Annotated in this window: 15 protein-coding genes; 9 read left to right on the top strand and 6 right to left on the bottom strand. The window is 52.0% G+C overall.

Annotated features, from left to right (window positions below):
- Positions 1-215, top strand: a 215-nt coding sequence (locus C7476_RS28305) for a hypothetical protein (protein WP_181872549.1), incomplete at its 5' end; no start/stop codon positions are given.
- A 65-nt stretch (positions 216-280) separates the two neighbouring features.
- Here C7476_RS28305 and C7476_RS21555 read toward each other — a convergent pair.
- A complete protein-coding gene (locus C7476_RS21555; protein ID WP_114431901.1) occupies positions 281-853 on the bottom strand; it encodes a helix-turn-helix domain-containing protein in 573 nt (190 codons plus the stop codon).
- 513 nt (positions 854-1,366) lie between these two features.
- Here C7476_RS21555 and C7476_RS21550 point away from each other — a divergent pair.
- The 4 genes from C7476_RS21550 to C7476_RS21535 all read left to right on the top strand — a co-directional run bounded on the left by C7476_RS21550 (position 1,367) and on the right by C7476_RS21535 (position 4,230).
- Positions 1,367-1,624 carry a helix-turn-helix domain-containing protein gene (locus C7476_RS21550; protein ID WP_114431918.1) on the top strand — a complete coding sequence of 86 codons (258 nt, stop codon included), beginning with the start codon at positions 1,367-1,369 and terminating at the stop codon, positions 1,622-1,624.
- 426 nt (positions 1,625-2,050) lie between these two features.
- Positions 2,051-2,707 (top strand): glutathione S-transferase family protein, encoded by a 657-nt coding sequence (locus C7476_RS21545; protein ID WP_114431900.1) that lies wholly within the window; start codon positions 2,051-2,053, stop codon positions 2,705-2,707.
- A gap of 273 nt (positions 2,708-2,980) precedes the next feature.
- Positions 2,981-3,181, top strand: a complete 201-nt coding sequence (locus C7476_RS21540) for a hypothetical protein (RefSeq protein WP_114431899.1) — start codon at positions 2,981-2,983, stop codon at positions 3,179-3,181.
- Positions 3,182-3,948: 767 nt separating this feature from the next.
- Complete coding sequence (locus tag C7476_RS21535) at positions 3,949-4,230, top strand: DUF982 domain-containing protein (RefSeq protein WP_181872548.1); 282 nt, start codon at positions 3,949-3,951, stop codon at positions 4,228-4,230.
- 156 nt (positions 4,231-4,386) lie between these two features.
- Here C7476_RS21535 and C7476_RS28850 read toward each other — a convergent pair whose 3' ends face one another.
- Together C7476_RS28850 and C7476_RS28845 are read right to left on the bottom strand one after the other, a co-directional pair.
- Positions 4,387-4,695 (bottom strand): hypothetical protein, encoded by a 309-nt coding sequence (locus tag C7476_RS28850; RefSeq protein ID WP_245426470.1) that lies wholly within the window; start codon positions 4,693-4,695, stop codon positions 4,387-4,389.
- Positions 4,686-4,943 carry a hypothetical protein gene (locus C7476_RS28845; protein WP_245426468.1) on the bottom strand — a complete coding sequence of 86 codons (258 nt, stop codon included), beginning with the start codon at positions 4,941-4,943 and terminating at the stop codon, positions 4,686-4,688. The genes C7476_RS28850 and C7476_RS28845 overlap by 10 nt, the downstream gene beginning before the upstream one ends.
- A gap of 687 nt (positions 4,944-5,630) precedes the next feature.
- Here C7476_RS28845 and C7476_RS21525 point away from each other — a divergent pair.
- The 4 genes from C7476_RS21525 (at position 5,631) to C7476_RS21505 (ending at position 9,888) form a co-directional block, all read left to right on the top strand.
- Positions 5,631-6,614 (top strand): class I SAM-dependent methyltransferase, encoded by a 984-nt coding sequence (locus C7476_RS21525; protein ID WP_114431897.1) that lies wholly within the window; start codon positions 5,631-5,633, stop codon positions 6,612-6,614.
- Positions 6,615-6,653: 39 nt separating this feature from the next.
- The gene (locus C7476_RS21520) at positions 6,654-7,748 is read left to right on the top strand and encodes an acyltransferase family protein (protein WP_114431896.1); all 1,095 of its coding nucleotides are present in this window, start codon (positions 6,654-6,656) and stop codon (positions 7,746-7,748) included.
- 224 nt (positions 7,749-7,972) lie between these two features.
- A complete protein-coding gene (locus tag C7476_RS21515) occupies positions 7,973-8,377 on the top strand; it encodes a hypothetical protein (RefSeq protein ID WP_114431895.1) in 405 nt (134 codons plus the stop codon).
- Positions 8,378-9,120: 743 nt separating this feature from the next.
- Positions 9,121-9,888, top strand: a complete 768-nt coding sequence (locus C7476_RS21505) for a class I SAM-dependent methyltransferase (RefSeq protein WP_147274704.1) — start codon at positions 9,121-9,123, stop codon at positions 9,886-9,888.
- On the opposite strand, the gene C7476_RS21500 is transcribed toward C7476_RS21505, so the two are convergent.
- From C7476_RS21500 to C7476_RS21485, 3 genes are all read right to left on the bottom strand, one after another.
- Complete coding sequence (locus tag C7476_RS21500; RefSeq protein WP_114431892.1) at positions 9,885-12,131, bottom strand: rhamnosyltransferase WsaF family glycosyltransferase; 2,247 nt, start codon at positions 12,129-12,131, stop codon at positions 9,885-9,887. The two genes, C7476_RS21505 and C7476_RS21500, sit on opposite strands and share 4 nt — an antisense overlap.
- 956 nt (positions 12,132-13,087) lie before the next feature.
- Positions 13,088-13,939: an NAD-dependent epimerase/dehydratase family protein gene (locus tag C7476_RS21490; RefSeq protein ID WP_181872547.1), complete on the bottom strand. Its 852-nt coding sequence runs from the start codon at positions 13,937-13,939 to the stop codon at positions 13,088-13,090.
- Between the two features lie 166 nt (positions 13,940-14,105).
- Positions 14,106-15,944, bottom strand: a complete 1,839-nt coding sequence (locus tag C7476_RS21485; protein WP_114431889.1) for a sulfatase-like hydrolase/transferase — start codon at positions 15,942-15,944, stop codon at positions 14,106-14,108.
- Positions 15,945-15,948 lie beyond the last annotated feature (4 nt).

The following is a 15,948-nucleotide window of genomic DNA, read 5'->3' as shown; positions in this document are numbered from 1 at the left end:
TCCCAGCCCCGCCAGCTGCATCCGGCGGGAACAAACAGGATTGCGCCGGGCTTTCGGGGTACAAACCCGGCGTTCCTGCCATCTATGAAGTATTCACCGCGCTCGGAGTTGCCCTGCACATTGAGAAGGACAACATGCCGGCTGGAAGTGATCGCCGTCTCCTCTTTCTTAAGCCCGGTACGCCGGACGAGGTCGGCCTCCACGCGGTGCCATGACCTCTTGTCATGGGAGGTTGTCCGGCAGTCACCGACCTTGAAGGCAGGCTGCGGCCCGGAGATCGTCATGCCCTGCCCCCATTCTCATCGGATGCAGAACCTCTCCGCCCTGCCCCATATGTGTCCGGTACCCCGCTGTGCCCATTCTCAGATTTCGGCGGATGGCCTCTCTTGTCCCCTACCAAAGCAGACAATTCTTCGCCAAGGGCAGCAATGAGCGAGGATACGCGGCGGCGTGTGCGGGGAGGCAGCCGCATCACCCCTTCAATCAGCCGGCGCCCCTCGCTGCTTGCTATGAATGTGATCCGCTCGTCGACCGGCAGCGAGGCCACCTCCCCTTCAATCTTTGCATTGCCCGGCAGCCCTTCAAAGAAACGCCCGACAGGCACGCTGAGGAATGTCGCGACTTCAAACAGCATCGACGCACTGATGCGGTTCTTGCCGTTCTCGTATTTTTGCAGTTGCTGGGGACTTACCCGGACAGCGCGGGCAAGCTCAGCCTGCGTTACATCGGAATGGACGCGCACGGCGGCGACCTGACGCCCGACATAAAGATCAGCAGCATGTGGCAAGTCGCCCGCGGACGCTTGCGGCTCACGCGGCCGCCTTTCCGTCAGCTGGATCTTCCGGTGCTGCATCTGTCACTCCCCGTAAAATGAAAGTCTCGCCGTATATCCCGACTGAACCTTCGAAGGATCCGCGGATCGGCAACTGAGCAAGAGGGTCTCGGCATCGAGGTCGACGGCCCATACCAAATCGGGTGACGGCACTTTGCGCTCGATGCTCACTATGCCCCGTTGATAACTGCCGTGTCCGGACCATCTTCCGCGAGGTGCTGGGCAAGGCATTTGGCAAGACGGCGCGGTCGCAAGTCGGCGGGCAATTCCCGTAAGATAACGGTCGTTCTCCATCGGATCCGGGTGTATGAGGCCGAATAGTCGAAAGAACACCTCAGCCATCGCATTATGATTCCGCTCGCGCGTCCTATCCCTACTAATTTGCGGCGGCTGAGTGCCGACCGCGAAGAGAAGGATGAACCCAAGCCGAGTCTTCTTTGCCCAAACTCAACCACCAAACTGGTCCTCCAGACGCTGTCGTTTGTAGAGAATACTCCGTGGTTAAATACTCTTCAAGAGTCTGCTCTCGTGGTTATGGGAATCCGAGAGATATTTGCGCGCAACCTGAGAACTCTGCGACAGGCGAAAGATCTGTCCCAGGAAGAGCTTGCGCACCGGGCGGGCATCGATCGCACCTATATCAGTGCATTGGAGCGCAACGTGTATAACGCCAGCATCGATGTGGTGGACCGGCTGGCTGAGGCCCTAGGCGTGGAAGCAGCGGAACTACTAAAGCGGTCCGTTCGGGATTTGCAGGGAACAAAGCCGAAGCTTGACGAAGGGAACCAATAACACCAAAGATTTTTATGACGCTGGCTCGTAGCGACGTGGCGGTGTACTACGGTGCAGCAAATATTGTCGCCCGGAACGACCGAAAATATACGCCGAGGAGTTAAGGGCGACTTCAGGATCGGTGTGGCAGCGAAGTCTGGCACTAGATATCAATGACTTACAAGGCGCACTGCCACACCATCATCAATACGGCGTTGCACTGAGACCAAGCTGCTTTGATCCGCACGCCGAGCACTTCAACCTGGGCGCGAGTCCTTGTGCATGGCGCTGCACCACCACTAAATTCTTGCTGTAAGGGGCGCACGCATGGGCTGCGCTGGTGACCCTGATTGATGCGGGTGGGGCCGAAGTATCGAGAAATCTTAATTGGACGAAGTCACCAATCTCCCTCATGCTGGATTCTAACGGTTGATGGGGAAGCGATCTATGCTGATAATCTATGGCATCTATAAATCGCGTGCATCGCGCAATTATTGGATGGTGAGGGAACTCGGCATCGAGTTCAAGGCCGTACCCGTGGTCCAGGCAAGGCTGCTCGATGATCCGCACGCCTCCGACGCAAAGTTCAATAGCCTGTCTCCAGAGTTTCTTCGGGTCAATCCGAATGGGCAGATTCCAATAGTAGATGACGATGGACTGGTGTTGTGGGAATCTATCGCAATTAATCTCTACCTCGCGCGGAAGCATCGCGGATCGATCAGCGCTCAAAGCGTGCAGGAAGAAGGATTGATTGAGATGTGGTCGTTTTGGGCAGTCAATGAAGTCGAACCGCACGCAATCAAAATTGTCTACGTTCACGATGCCGGCCAGCAGGATACGCCGTCGGGAAAAGAAACGCTTGCCTTAGCGTCAAGCATGCTAAAGCGCCCTTTCCAAATCCTCAACCTGCATCTGTCCGATCAAAACTATCTCGTGGGGAACCGCTTCACGGTCGCCGATCTCAATGTCGCGGAAATACTGCGCTACGCAATTACCGAAGAGGTACTGACCGGACCCAACCCAAATGTTGTGGCCTGGTACGAGCGTTGTCACGAGCGCTCTGCCTTTAAGGACATGTGGAGCGCCCGGGCGCAGCTGGGTTGATCCCAAACCTGTTTGAATTGAGCTTTTGTCCTTAGCTTCGGGGACATGCTGCACTTGAATACGGTGTACGTTGGCGTGCGCCTCGGCGAATTTATGGCCTTACGACCCATCCGTCCACCATGGCAATTCCAGAATTGTTGGTCTTGACTCTCCGCTTCACCAGAACAAATATAGAACCTACACGGTAGCGACGGCCGTTCAACCGACAATTTGAAACTGAAAAACCTCTATCTGAAATGGGGACGGATAGGCTCGTCTCAAACGGAGAGGCCAATGAGCGAACCGGCTCTAGAAGATGATGATGATGAAGTTGATCAGCTGCTCACCAAGCACAATGGTGACGCGCATGCCGCCATCCGGACGCTGCTGTCCGAACGTGAGTTCCTGATGAAGAAACTCCATTACGCTTGCATCGCTATGGGCCATGGCTTTGCCCGTGGCTGGAAGCCGAAGACGCTCACGTCAAGAGAATGACATGACCAGGAGCCGAGGCGAGCCACCTGCAGGGATGATTGATCGGGAATATCCGTTTCAGGTCGCAGTGCTTGCATGTGAGGTGTCATTTGGCAGTATAATTGAGGCGCTGATCTAAGGATCGTCAGCAGAGGCTTGGCTGAAGGTATTCTTCCAGGACGCAATGAGGCCAAGCCTCACCGGCCGAGGAACTTTTCTCGCTTACCGCTGTTCATAGCGTGTCGTTAGGGTGACGCCCTTCGGCACGAGGTCTGGCGACCGACTCCCCCTCTCCGGGTCAAAGCGTCAGGCCTCACTTTTTGTTCACCATGCAGGCGCACGCTTTAGGTGCTGACTATAGTGCCCACTGTGTCGGACCCGCCTGCCTTGTATTGTGTTCCGGCAGGTCGGGACATTGGGCTCGCCTACTTAATGCCAGTGCCTCCTAATCCGGGTGGGACCCTCCCACCCTAGTGGAACTTCCGACATCGTAAACGGTTCATATCGCGTCGGGGAGCGTGGCGCTCTTCGGCAGGGGTCCGGTGCCGACATCCCTCTCCGGGAAGCGGCGGACCCCCAATTTTCTTATGTATCCCTTAGCCGCCATTGCCGTCATTGTGACCGTTTGTGTATTTTTTATAGTGCGGCGCCGGATGCGATGATGCGCGGTTTCCGGGCCCTGTGCTGCCGTTCCTAGTAAAATTTGACTAGAACGCATGACGGAACCGAGGCCGAGCGCTTCCCGTTTCGCGCTGATGGACGAAAAACCCTTCAAAGAAGTGCGCATCATGACCAGCAAGCTAGGCAGGATGCGCGTCGTCACCTCGGCACTCCAAGCCGCAGAAATGATTCTCGCAGATTGGCCGATTGAAGAAAGCGAGATCCTGACGGCTGCGAAACGCGCTCTGCTATCCTGTTTGGAAGGGAACCTCTCGCCCGGATCGGCGCGCTTTGCATTCATCCAGGCGGCCAAGGAAGCCGGCAACTATGTCGATGAACCAGAACGTGGACCGCCGACCGGGAAGCCGACGAGGTGGGGGCGTCGGCGGTATCCTACACGCAGGGCCTAAAAAGCCCCGGCATGACCGAGGCTTTTGCAAATCCAGCAATAATTATTCAAATCCTATTCAGGGGCCTCCCGCGCGTCGATCGCGCTCAATCCGCTCGAGCCTATCCAGAACTTGCATGTTCAACGCGTTGACCGAAGAAGCCGGACTGTGTCTGCTTTATCTCGTCAATCTGGCGCTATTCTGGTTCGATGCCATGCGGGATTCGCGCTCATTGGTTATCTCCTGGTCATACGATTGCCAGACACGCTCATGCTCTTTCCGGGGCACTTGATCCTCTTGCAGGGACTTGACCGACACTTCCATCCGGGCCCGGTCTTCGGCGCCCCTCGCCTGTCGCCATTCCATTTCCTGCCGCGATACCATTCGCCCAGTGATGGCCAGCACTGATGCCTTTAGATCGGTCGTCGCGGTGTTGATAGGCCAATAGGCCAAGCCGCCGAGAAGCGTGCAGAAGGTCAACGCCACGCCGAGCGCTTGCCACTGTGGCTTGTTCCGCTCTGCGATCGTGGTCGACAATGCGCCGCGATTGAACTCCGCGTCTCATTGGCCAGGCCGCTAAGTGCGGTTTCCATCTGTTTGAAGCCCGAACGCATTTCCGCTTCGAGATCAGTCTGCCGGCGGCCGAGATTGGTAACTCGCTCGCCAAGCTGCGCCTGCATTGCATCCTGGTAGTGCCGAGAAGCATCGTTACCGTTGTTCATATCATCCGCCATTGACGTTCCCTGCCCGTCCGTTCTGCATGGTTTTATGAAGGTTGTCGTAGAAGCCAGCGCAACGATCTGTTCGACTGTTCTGGCGATCGAGGGGGAGCCGTTCTCGCTTCAGCACTGATTCGATGGTCCCGCCAAAATCAAACCAGAACTGAAGCCTTCGGACCGAGGCACGAATTTCACCTGTGCAGCCATGGTCATTCCTTTTTGTTGCCATTTTTCTGAAAAAACTGCCGAGTGCCGACTCCCTGCGTCGGCAAAGCCTGACAAAGAATTTGACTTCTTTTTCACTCAGTCTGAACGGCTCGATCTGCCGGTTTTGCGTTCTGGCAGATCGGGCTTATCTGTTGGATGGCGATGCGGAACTAATCGACGCGCAATGTGTTAGGCGGCGTGTCAGTAGTCACAATGGCTGACCTTGAGCCTGGAGCGACCCCTTCATGACGTTTCAGGCGAAGCGCCCGATCAGCTTGTCAGCGCTTTCAGGTTGGTCGGGCTGCTTACCAGAGCAAAACGCGCAGTGCCGCGAAGAACGCTGCTCTGTTCATAGTCATTTCCTTGTTGTGATCTAGTTAGAAACGCACGTACCTAAGCAGCATGACGCGCGACGGAGGCAACGTTGAACTTGCAACACGCCGGCAATACCTGATATGACGCTTGCTTGATGGGAACCGGCTTGGAGCATTTTGGATGCTGAACGACGCTCAGGTGAACACTATTCTCGAAGGCTGGGAGCGTCTTCAGTGGTATTACTCAATCGAGCTCAGCCCAGGGGTGTTTACAAAGGGCTTTGAGTTCAACAACATCGCTCTTACCCGCAAAATGCTGGGCAATATAGACCTGAAAGGAAGGACGGCGATTGATATCAGCGCGATGGAAGGCGCGATGTCAACGATTATGGCAAAGAGTGGGGCATCTGTCCTCTCCACTGACGCGATTGATCGAACCGACCAAGTGACCCTAGTCCAACGCGCACACGGGGTCCAATTCAACTATTTTCCCGAGGTACCGCTTCATCGGCTTGCTGAGCACGTCTTCGAACTCCAAGCATCAAAAACCTATTCACACGGCCTGGAAATTGGCCCCTCGGAGCAAACGAAGTTCGGCTTTGATGTCGTGCTGTCATCCGGAGTGATGTATCACGTCATGAACCCGGTCGACCATTTCATGACCTACCGCAAGTTGTGCAAACAGGGCGGGTTGGTTGTTCTCGAAACGGCCGCCGCGGTGTCGGACGATGTCTCGTTCTTCCACGCGACGCGGCCAGATGGGACGCTCTACAATGGCTTTGCCACCTGGTTCGTTAGTATTGCAGCCATCGACCTGTTCCTGAGGGCCTGCTACCTTGAACCACTCGCGTTCTGCTATGTGTCGCGGGAAAAAACCAATACGATCGAGATCGCCCGCGTTGGAGTTGTAGCTCGAGCGGTCAGTACCCCGCCGTTCGACCGAGAGCGATACAAGCGATATGAAGAAGTTTATCACTCGGAAATATACAACAACAAGGACTTCGCCATGCTGCAGCCAGCGGCACTATTGACAGGGCGCGTGTCTCATCCACTTGAATTCCGAATAAATGGTCTTCACTCCGCTGAGGGCGGCCTATCTGTCGCGGCTTTCGACAGCGCCGGCCCTCTAGCTTATAGCGAAAATGATCTTCGCCTGGGCCTTTGACGGCACGGTATCGGAGTGAGCAGGACTTTCGGGCGCGAGATGTCAACGGTCGATCAAAGGGCTAACAATTTCGATTTCGTCAGGTTTCTGGCGGCCTTCCTTGTCATATGGGGGCACAGCGCGGCTCTGCTCGGTCTGCCAATAACGTCGATGTGGGGCGTGGCAATCTCCGAAATGGGCGTTATGATTTTTTTTGTCCTCAGCGGATATCTGATCACTGAAAGCTGGCTACGGGATCCGAGGCTCGTACCGTTTTTTTTGAAGCGGAGCTTGCGCATATTCCCGGCATTGATCGTTTGCGTCATAATATGCGCATGCCTTATTGGACCGATTGTGACTTCACTTCCAATAGAAGACTACTTTTTCAGCCCTGGTTTTGCCGAATTTTTCAAGAACATCGCTCTTCTGCCGAGATACTCTCTTCCCGGCGTATTCGAGCAAAACACTTATAGGTACGCGGTTAATGGCTCACTTTGGACGCTCCCGGTTGAATTCTTCTGCTACTGCTCGGTTGCCGCTCTTGCAGTGATAAGCGGACGGCGTCTCTTCCGTTTCACCATGCTCGCGACTGTGATGGTTTGCGGAGCGGATGTCTACTTCTCCCACTTCTACGATGGGCCGCAGATCGTCATTCTGGATACGGGCGCGGCCTCTGCCGCGTCGATCATGCCATTCTTTTTCGTTGGATCGATATTCCGTCTGGTGAAAGATCGAATATCGTTGCGCATCGATATCGCGGTGATCATGGCTTGCGCAACGGCCCTGGTAGAATATGGGTGGCCGCAGCTGCTCGCCTTCTGCACGTGGCTGACCGTCCCGTATATCACCTTGACTTTTTGCCTTCACGCCGCTCCCCTGCTAAGCAAATGGGGGCGCTTCGGGGATTTTTCATATGGCATGTATCTTTATGCGTTCCCAGTTCAACAATCTCTGATCTATTTCGCTCGAAATGACCTGAGTTTCGGGGTTCTGTGTTTTCTCACTACGGTTCTGTCGCTGGCACTCGCCTGGTGCTCATGGCACCTCATCGAGCGGCGAGCTCTAATGCTCAAGCCGGGGCGCAGTCCTGACCGTGTTATAGCGGGAGGCGGGCTCGATCGAAGCATTGTCACTGGTTACGATACACCGCAATAACCGCGATTTCGGGGAGTAAAAGCGCGGCCAACAACCATCTAGGCGAGGATGGCCGTGCCAGCCTGATCTTACCCCGCCCCCATGCTGACGCGGGACGTGCCAAAGCAGACGCTGGCATGTCCGGCGGAGGTTCATGGGTGGCCTTGGGGTATTTTAGCGGCTATCGCTTGACGTTGGAATCGACGGGTGAAACAAACGCCATCCCCGCCAACTGAGATTTTCCAATGCCAGTAATTGAAATCCGCCGTAACAAGCGCACCAATCCAAAGAGTACGTATCTGCGTGAATTTGCATCAGATGTAACGTCTCAATACGGAGAGGACGGCATAATTGCGAAGATCCTTGACCTGATCGGCACCAAGAATAAGTGGTGCGTTGAATTTGGCGCGTGGGATGGAAAGTACCTGTCAAACACTTGGAACTTAATCAATAATAAGGGCTGGAATGCGGTCCTCGTCGAGGGTGAGACGACCCGAGCGGATCGCCTGGCCGGCACCCACAAGAGTCGGAAAGGAGAAGTGTTCGTTGAGAATGCTTTCGTTGGTTGGGAAGGCGAGCATAGCCTCGACAACATTCTCGGCAGAACACCCATCCCCATGGATTTCGATGTTCTTGTCTATCGATATTGACGGTAACGATTGGCACGTCTGGAATGGGCTAAAGAACGACCAGCCTCGCCTCATTGTGGTTGAGTTCAACCCGAGCGCTTCGAACGATCTCTATTTTGTACAAGATGCCGATCCTAGACGCATCGTTGCTGGCCTTTATCGAGCTAGGGAAGTCCAAAGGCTACGAACTGGTAGCCGCGACCTATGCCAATGCGTCTTCGTTCAGTCGAAGGATTTTAAGCGCGTCAAGATTGCCGACAATTCAATCGACGCAATATACGAGCCTTATATGGATCTGCAAATCTGCCAAGGGTTTGATGGAACCATCTTCGCTGCGGGCCATATGTGGTTGAATTGGCATGGCATTAAATTAGAACAAGAGGACTTCCAGATACTCCCACGCCATCTCAGGAAGTATCCCAGACCCAGGCGAGAAGGGTGTCTATGAAAGCCAAAGTTGACGCAGAGGTGGCGCGGTATTTTCTGCCTTTGAAGCCGTGCTGCCCAAAAGAATCCGCTGGACCGTGTGGTACTGTGGATGCTCTGGATGGTCTGCATTGTTGGATACATAGTCTACTATTTTTACGAGACTTCGTGGCTGTGGTTTAATTGGCTGAATAGCTGGATTCGAAGACGGAGAACGCTCCGGCCGGCCCTTTTCGCGTTGCGAAGGCGCCCATCTGGTTTTGAAATCTCCCGAGCCGAATCTTAATTGTCGGCATTTCCATCTTTGTGTATAGGACTCTGCAAGAGGAGATGCCGCATTGAAGTCCATTTTTAAGAGAAAGTCGCAACTTAGTTTTGTAACACGACAGTCCTTTGCGACTATCCCACAACTGGAACGATCAGTTCTAGAGATTGGGCCTTTCAACAACCCGTGCGTTCGCGGGGAAAATGTATCTTATTTTGACGTGATGACGACAGATGAACTCCGAGAACGCGCCAAACGTGTTGGTTACGATCCTGACACGATTCCGACGATCAACTATGTCGCAAACGACGGAGATTTGAGCGTCATCGATGCGAAGTTCTCTGCTGTTATAAGTTGCCATTGTATTGAACATCAACCCGATCTCATTCGCCATTTTAATCAGGTGGAGCGGCTCTTGGAGCCGGGCGGGAAATACTACCTTGTAATCCCGGACAAGCGCTATTGCTTTGACCATTTCATTGATCCGTCTAGCCTTCAGGCGGTCCTAGAGAGTAAAGGGCACACCAGACATCCTCTTCTCAAGGTTATTGAGCATCGCGCACTGACAACGCATAATGAAGCCTATCGGCACTGGGCTGGCGACCACGTCGATAGCGGCTGGAAGGAGTCAATAGCCGGCAGAGCTTTGGGTGCAATCCACGAATACGATATGGCACGCGGCGGGTACGTCGACGTGCATCGTTGGCAGTTCACTCCCAAGAGCTATGAGGAGATAGTCCTGGGCCTCAACGCTGCCAACGAAGTGGCGCTAAAGATCATCACGCTTAACGACACGCCAGAAAATGATATGCAGTTCACGGCGGTCATGGCGTTTTCTTAATTCTCTACGTGCTGCCAGATCGCGGTCGGAGAGAATGCTTCGGTTTTCGACTCAATATCCGCAATCGGGCAGCGTATAGAACCGATATTGCCAATGTTCTGTTCGGCCTTGTCGACAGCGCGTTCGAGGGCAATTGCAATGCTTTCCGGCGTTACCTCGTCCAAACTTTCAAGGAGAGGGCTTCGTTTCGATAGGTCTTTGCACTCATAAAGGTTTGTTATCGTGTGAATGCCCGCGTAAGCCATTTCGAGGGGTGGATAACTAGGGTGTGGGGAGATCATCAAAGATAAGCCAACGGAAGCTTTGCTTAGGAGCTCGGCATACATCGGCAGAGGCATCTTTCCCGTGATGATGGCATTATTCAAATTCCCCAACTGGTGCACATAAAAATGCTCTCCAATGCAGTAAATTTTCCACTCCGCAGCTTTGATTGGATTTCGCCTAGCCCACAGCCCAAGGCCATCGATACCGGCTTCGAAGCAATTCCGGATGGCAGACGGTCGAGAATAAAATAGGATTATCTTTTCCCGGGTAATTAACGAAAGCGCGTTATCAATTTTTTTGTTTACCTCATACTTCAGTACGCGCTTATTAATGTGATTGTAATATTTCGCGAAGAAATTATCCAACTCTTCGGAATTGAATATGGCAAACGTGTCGTCGTGTCGGTGATACGTTGAGTCTGCGAGGGCATATTTTGTAGACCAGCCATAAAATCCAGGCTCATAGTCCTGGATAAGATAGATCACCTTCGGAGCTTGCCCGAACAACATTTTCTGCGCATCTTGGAGTCTATAAGCGTTTAAGGCGGTCCACCACGCCGTCGCTAAGAATATGTCGTTCTTCGTCACTTCCAAATGATTGAGCAATCTGTCAGTAGCATCAACGATGGCGTATTGTTTACGGGTCTCATCCCCAATGTTTTGAATTTCATAGCTCTGCAATGCATCCGGAACGGCCTCGCTCACGGATATGTCGCTCACGATAATTCTGAAGTCTGTGTCCTCCTTTGAAGCATCCGCAATTTGGCAAAAAATCTTCAAAGCGGTATCGATCCCACCGAAGATGTGCGCAGATTCAATGGTCGGTACTATCAGGTTCAAGCGTCGCCTACCCTCATACTTTGGAGCAGCCGTAATTCTGACCGTCTCGTAATTCGTCTTCTGCACCAATGTCACATATTCCTGGTTGGATGTGATCAATGGTTCGAATAAGCCAAGCTTACTGTCGGGTTCACTTTTTGATTTGGTCCGTTTTCCAAACGCATTGACCCGGATCCAAGTGTGACCGGACTTCTCCACGAAATACAAGAGCGACCTTTCGATTGCGTGAGCCAAGGTGCCATCGACTTGACCAGCTTCCTCCGGGAAATCATGGTAGTCCAAGTTAAGGTCCAGTAGTTTTTTTATCGCCGCCGATCTACCCCAGTACATAGAACCAGAAGGGAACTCGAGCGTGCTATAAGCATCAAGATTGACCCCGATACGTGCCAGCAACTCCCGAGCGATCGGAAAATCATAACCCCAATTAATCACGCCCTTTATGAAATCAGCATGTTCGGGGTACACCACCCCTACATTCTCTCTCGATAGGAGAGACAGGTTGCTCGCAGCGATTTCTCTGCTCCCGATCAACGACGAGATCAAATAATCCCGCCAAGATGCGTATTTGCCTGCAGCGTGGAGGGATTGTTTTGAATGGAGGTGCAAGTACGCTGGATAGCGGTCATAGACATCTCTGTAGGCTATGTATTTAGGGGCAACGTCGCGGCCCCTATTGGGCGCAATTCTTATCTCGGTTTCCAGCGGAGATAGGTCAAGGCCAGCAAGTCGATCGAGAATAGCCGATTTCTTTTCTTCACTGTCTGTCGTGATGAACAGGCCATACGGGACTGGTAGATTTGCCAAGTGTCTCGCAATGTCCGCCGTTATTTCAGGATAAAAGATGTGAATTACCACGGCTACGCGGTCAAAAACTGAAGCATTTATAGAACTAAGGGGGATTGCAACGGACCGATTGACATTGTCTGGTATCGTCCTTGCAAGCACAGCGCCAATCTCATTCAGTGATCCAGCTTGTCGAACTTGCGACGCTACACTTGGTACCGATTTGAGCCAATCGGGAACTGGAAACTTGAACGTTTCAATCCGGAAGGCGACATATCGCAGGGAATGAGCAACTAGGCCCTGTGCTCCCCTGTCTCTATAAACTCGAAAAGCCTTAACTGCGTAGTTCGTACCCATCCCGCTCCCGCCAAATCGGAAAAATATTCCTTAGCAGCTAGACCAATGGAGCTATCGTGTAAAGCGCGTTAGGCACCAGGAACGATCCAAAACCGTCTGAAAAAAAGATAGAGGAAATTGAGCGCTCTCATCATGGCTGCTGCATTTGTCTGCCTTTCATTCACGGCGACTTCTTCGGATTGTATAATCGGAGTTACCTCTAGCCTGAGCACCGTAGGCACGATCTGCAGCTGCTCCGTCGAAGTTTGGCTTGCTTTCTGTTCCTGCGGAATAGCCCACAATCATACGAAATTGGAGCCGTCGCGCGCCACAACGTGGATGTTTGTTCGCACATGACAAGCCATCTCGGCCGGATGCGCGTCGTAACCTCGACACTTCAAGCCGCAGAAATGATTATCACCGATTGGCCGATCGAGAAAGCGAGATACTGACGGCCACCAAGCGTGCGCCGCTGAAGTGCCTTGAAGAGAACTTCTCCCCAGGATCGGCGCGCTTTACATTCATCTAGGCGGCCAAGGAGGCTGGAAACTAAGTTGACGAGCCGGAACGTGGGCCGCCGACGGGCAAGTCCTTCCGGTGGCACAAGAGCAAGCCGCCAAGCCGCGGCGGCGGGCACAGCATGGCTCGGTAGTTAAAAATCTGGTGGATCATCGTTCTGGCATTTGCGGTGGTAGCAAATTTCGTAGTAGCATTTTACCATACCTCTATCGGCAACTGGGGGGCATCTGCCCCTTTTGCTGGTTTCACAGTCGCTGCCATCCTAGTGGCTCGTAAAACGATGAAAGACCGACAATATTTTTCCGCGATTTTAGGTGTCAAACGAGAGCAAGGCTCGCTTTTTGGGTAGTTATGCACGGAGCCGAACCAAACAAAAAAAGCCCCGGCTTGATTGAAGCTTTTTGCAAACCCTACAAATAATATTCAGATCCTATTCAGGGGAATGAGTAGCGCAATCTTCATCGCAAAATGTTGCTGGTCGAACCCCGGGCTCTGAGGGAGTTGAGCTTTGAAGTATCACCCCATATTGCACGAGAATCGTATGGTCTCAAAGGGAACGCTCCCCAAACGGGTTCTATCTTGAGTTTGTTTTCTGCTATGAATCGAAGAACCATAGTCTTTAGGGAGATCGGTTCGCCGGAACAGCAATTGATGATCCCCGAAATCTCACGCTGTTGCGCCACGTCGGCTATCATTGCCCCAAGTTCATCCACGGGAGTAAAGTCGTAGAGCAATTCCCCTGTATTGAGCGGAAACTCCGTTTTGCCTTCAGCTTCCGCCTTCAACAATTTTGTGAAAATTGAATTATTCAAGACGTCATCGCCATAAATATAATAACAACGTATCCAGTGATCGATGGCATGAAATTCGCGGCAGAGAAGGGATTGCACTAGCCTCAGGTGGTTTTTCGCGATACCGTAAGCATGTTGTGGAAAGGTCGGGGTCGTTTCGAAGACTGGTCCAACGTGGTATCCAATCTCATGCATCGTACCTACGCCCACGATATGCTTTAGCCCCGCCGAGAGCATATTTCTCAAAAACGTGACGTGCTTTGGAAGGTTCTCAAGATGCTTATAGCTCGCATGGTTGAACCCATCTTCCCATGCGAGATGTATCAAAACATCTGGACGCCCTGATAGCTCGTAAATCGCTTCGTCAGACTCTAGAACATCTAATTTCAAGAATGTCGCCCCATCTGGTAAGGCTCCGGCACTACGACTTACGACGACAACCTCGTTGCCTCTGTCAATTAAAGCCTGCACTACATGTTGACCAACATAGCCGGCACCACCAGTAACAAGGTATTTCACAAATTTGATCCCACTAAGCTAAGACGCCTGGCTCGGTTTCACACTTTCAGGATGTCGTGTCAATCGATCCAGTTATGAGACGTCCGGATGGAGCGGGCTCGCGCCTAGCTGCTCACCCCCTGGAATAACCAAAAGATCTCAAAGCGCTCTATTCGGTGACAAAAATTCACCATCGCACATCAATTCTGTTCTTACCGCGCGCCAAGGCACGTCTCAAAGCAGCGGAAACTAGCTCGTCTGCCTCCTGTTCAGAAATGGTGCAAGCCGGCCGCGGATTTTTCAGTATTCCCATACGCGCCCCCAAGCTTTTTTGAGCTCCAAACACGACGTATCGATTACACACCAAGCCAGTCACATAATTTCTACCAACGCTATCGGGCAGACTATTTGCTCTTACCCAACCATCCTCAGTGTGCTCTGACTGCGATACACTAGGGGCTAAAACGATCTTGCGTGCATTGAATGTTGTGGGATCTGTTAGGTCTGCGCCCTCCATCCAGATTGGTTTCTGATAACCCATGGACGCCAAAATTGTGGGCGCAATGTCAATACGTTCGGCCGTACCAAATTCGTCACCGACATGCTTCTTGTTGGGAAAGCGAATCAATAGAGGGACGCGTCGACGAGGGTTGTACTGCTGACCATGATCTGAGGTCACAATGACTATAGTGTGCTCCAGTATGTTACGGTCAGTGAGTTCAAGATAAATTCTTTCTATGGTCGAATCGAAATCGCGGATCGCATCGTCGTAGAATTCTGCCTGAAACGGAATCTCTTGAGTCTTCCCGGCAGATGCAACTCGATGCTTCGGTGAAAACATTGGTCCATGAGTATTCATGAAATGGGTATTAATAAAAAACAACTTACGAGTCGCAATAGTATCGAGGACAGATTGCAACCGTTTTTCATCCGTGAGGGTGTCCCCACGGCCCTCTATCTGGGCCATGGGATTCTGATATTCTTCAACGAAAAAAGCGTCTTTCAGAAGCTGAATTGCGTTGTCGAGGGAATGCGAAATAAACCATGATTGCACGCCGTCTCCCAGAACCGAATTTACCAGGTTAACAAACAGTTGGTTGCTGCCATTATTTTCTTCGAACGCGTTAGACAAATTTTGGTCTTCCGCGTCCGCGAAATGTGGCACCGCAAGATTTACACGATAGAAACCGACCTTCCCCAAAAGATAAGGCAAAGTTTTCCTAGCATACTCCTCTGGCAATACATCAGGAGGATACACAACTCCGGTTGTGACCGGGGAAATTCCATTGAGCAATGCGACTATGGAACCCGTAGTATTACCATTGTTCGTATAAGCGTTTTGGTAAACAGAAAATTCCGATCTATGTTTGGTTAAGAAAGGCGTCGTATCAGATCGATATCCATACACGCCCATTTGGGAAGCATTAATGCCGTCTGAGGACAACACCAATACGTTAATGGGTGTTGCGTCCTTCGAAGGAGACAATGCTGGGTCCACATTGCTTGCCTGATGCGCGACCAATGGGACGATCAATCCAACAGCGATAACCAGCGTTACAACACCCAAGTGCGCAGCACGTGATGCCAACGATGAAACCATTGGAAAAACTGCGATAGCTATAAACGAACAAAGTACAACTGTTAGAACCTTAAGCCAAACTTCTTCCCCAGACTTTAAACCGATCCCGAACATATTGTAGGAAAAATTCTCGATAACTACCATTGATGAGACAAAAACTATTGCAAATGACATCGCCTTTGGCAGCCACTGTATGACCCCTAGCAATTTCTTTTCCGTAGATGCAATGGTTGTTAAAACTAGCACGGCAAGGGACGCGAAGGATGCGATCCCAAATGATATGATGCCGGAGTATAAGATATCGCCTATACTAGAACTCGCCAGAGGGGAGAGTTTCGTAAGCTCAAATACTAAGCAATAAATTATAAATAGGCTTGAACTCACGAAGACCAGCCAGAACTCTTCATAATTCAGGCTGTAACTTAGTCTGGTTTTTTGAGATAACAATTCA

Origin of the sequence: Phyllobacterium bourgognense (assembly GCF_003337575.1) — a bacterium.
Lineage (GTDB): Bacteria > Pseudomonadota > Alphaproteobacteria > Rhizobiales > Rhizobiaceae > Phyllobacterium > Phyllobacterium bourgognense.
This window is presented reverse-complemented; position numbering and strand designations above follow the sequence as displayed.

Coding starts and splice junctions, on each gene's coding strand:
- C7476_RS21535 (WP_181872548.1), top strand. CDS start 3,949: ATGACCAGCAAGCTAGGCAGGATGCGCGTCGTCACCTCGGCACTCCAA.
- C7476_RS21520 (WP_114431896.1), top strand. CDS start 6,654: ATGTCAACGGTCGATCAAAGGGCTAACAATTTCGATTTCGTCAGGTTT.
- C7476_RS21515 (WP_114431895.1), top strand. CDS start 7,973: ATGCCAGTAATTGAAATCCGCCGTAACAAGCGCACCAATCCAAAGAGT.
- C7476_RS21540 (WP_114431899.1), top strand. CDS start 2,981: ATGAGCGAACCGGCTCTAGAAGATGATGATGATGAAGTTGATCAGCTG.
- C7476_RS21500 (WP_114431892.1), bottom strand. CDS start 12,131: ATGGGTACGAACTACGCAGTTAAGGCTTTTCGAGTTTATAGAGACAGG.
- C7476_RS21555 (WP_114431901.1), bottom strand. CDS start 853: ATGCAGCACCGGAAGATCCAGCTGACGGAAAGGCGGCCGCGTGAGCCG.
- C7476_RS21545 (WP_114431900.1), top strand. CDS start 2,051: ATGCTGATAATCTATGGCATCTATAAATCGCGTGCATCGCGCAATTAT.
- C7476_RS21550 (WP_114431918.1), top strand. CDS start 1,367: ATGGGAATCCGAGAGATATTTGCGCGCAACCTGAGAACTCTGCGACAG.
- C7476_RS21525 (WP_114431897.1), top strand. CDS start 5,631: ATGCTGAACGACGCTCAGGTGAACACTATTCTCGAAGGCTGGGAGCGT.
- C7476_RS28845 (WP_245426468.1), bottom strand. CDS start 4,943: ATGGCGGATGATATGAACAACGGTAACGATGCTTCTCGGCACTACCAG.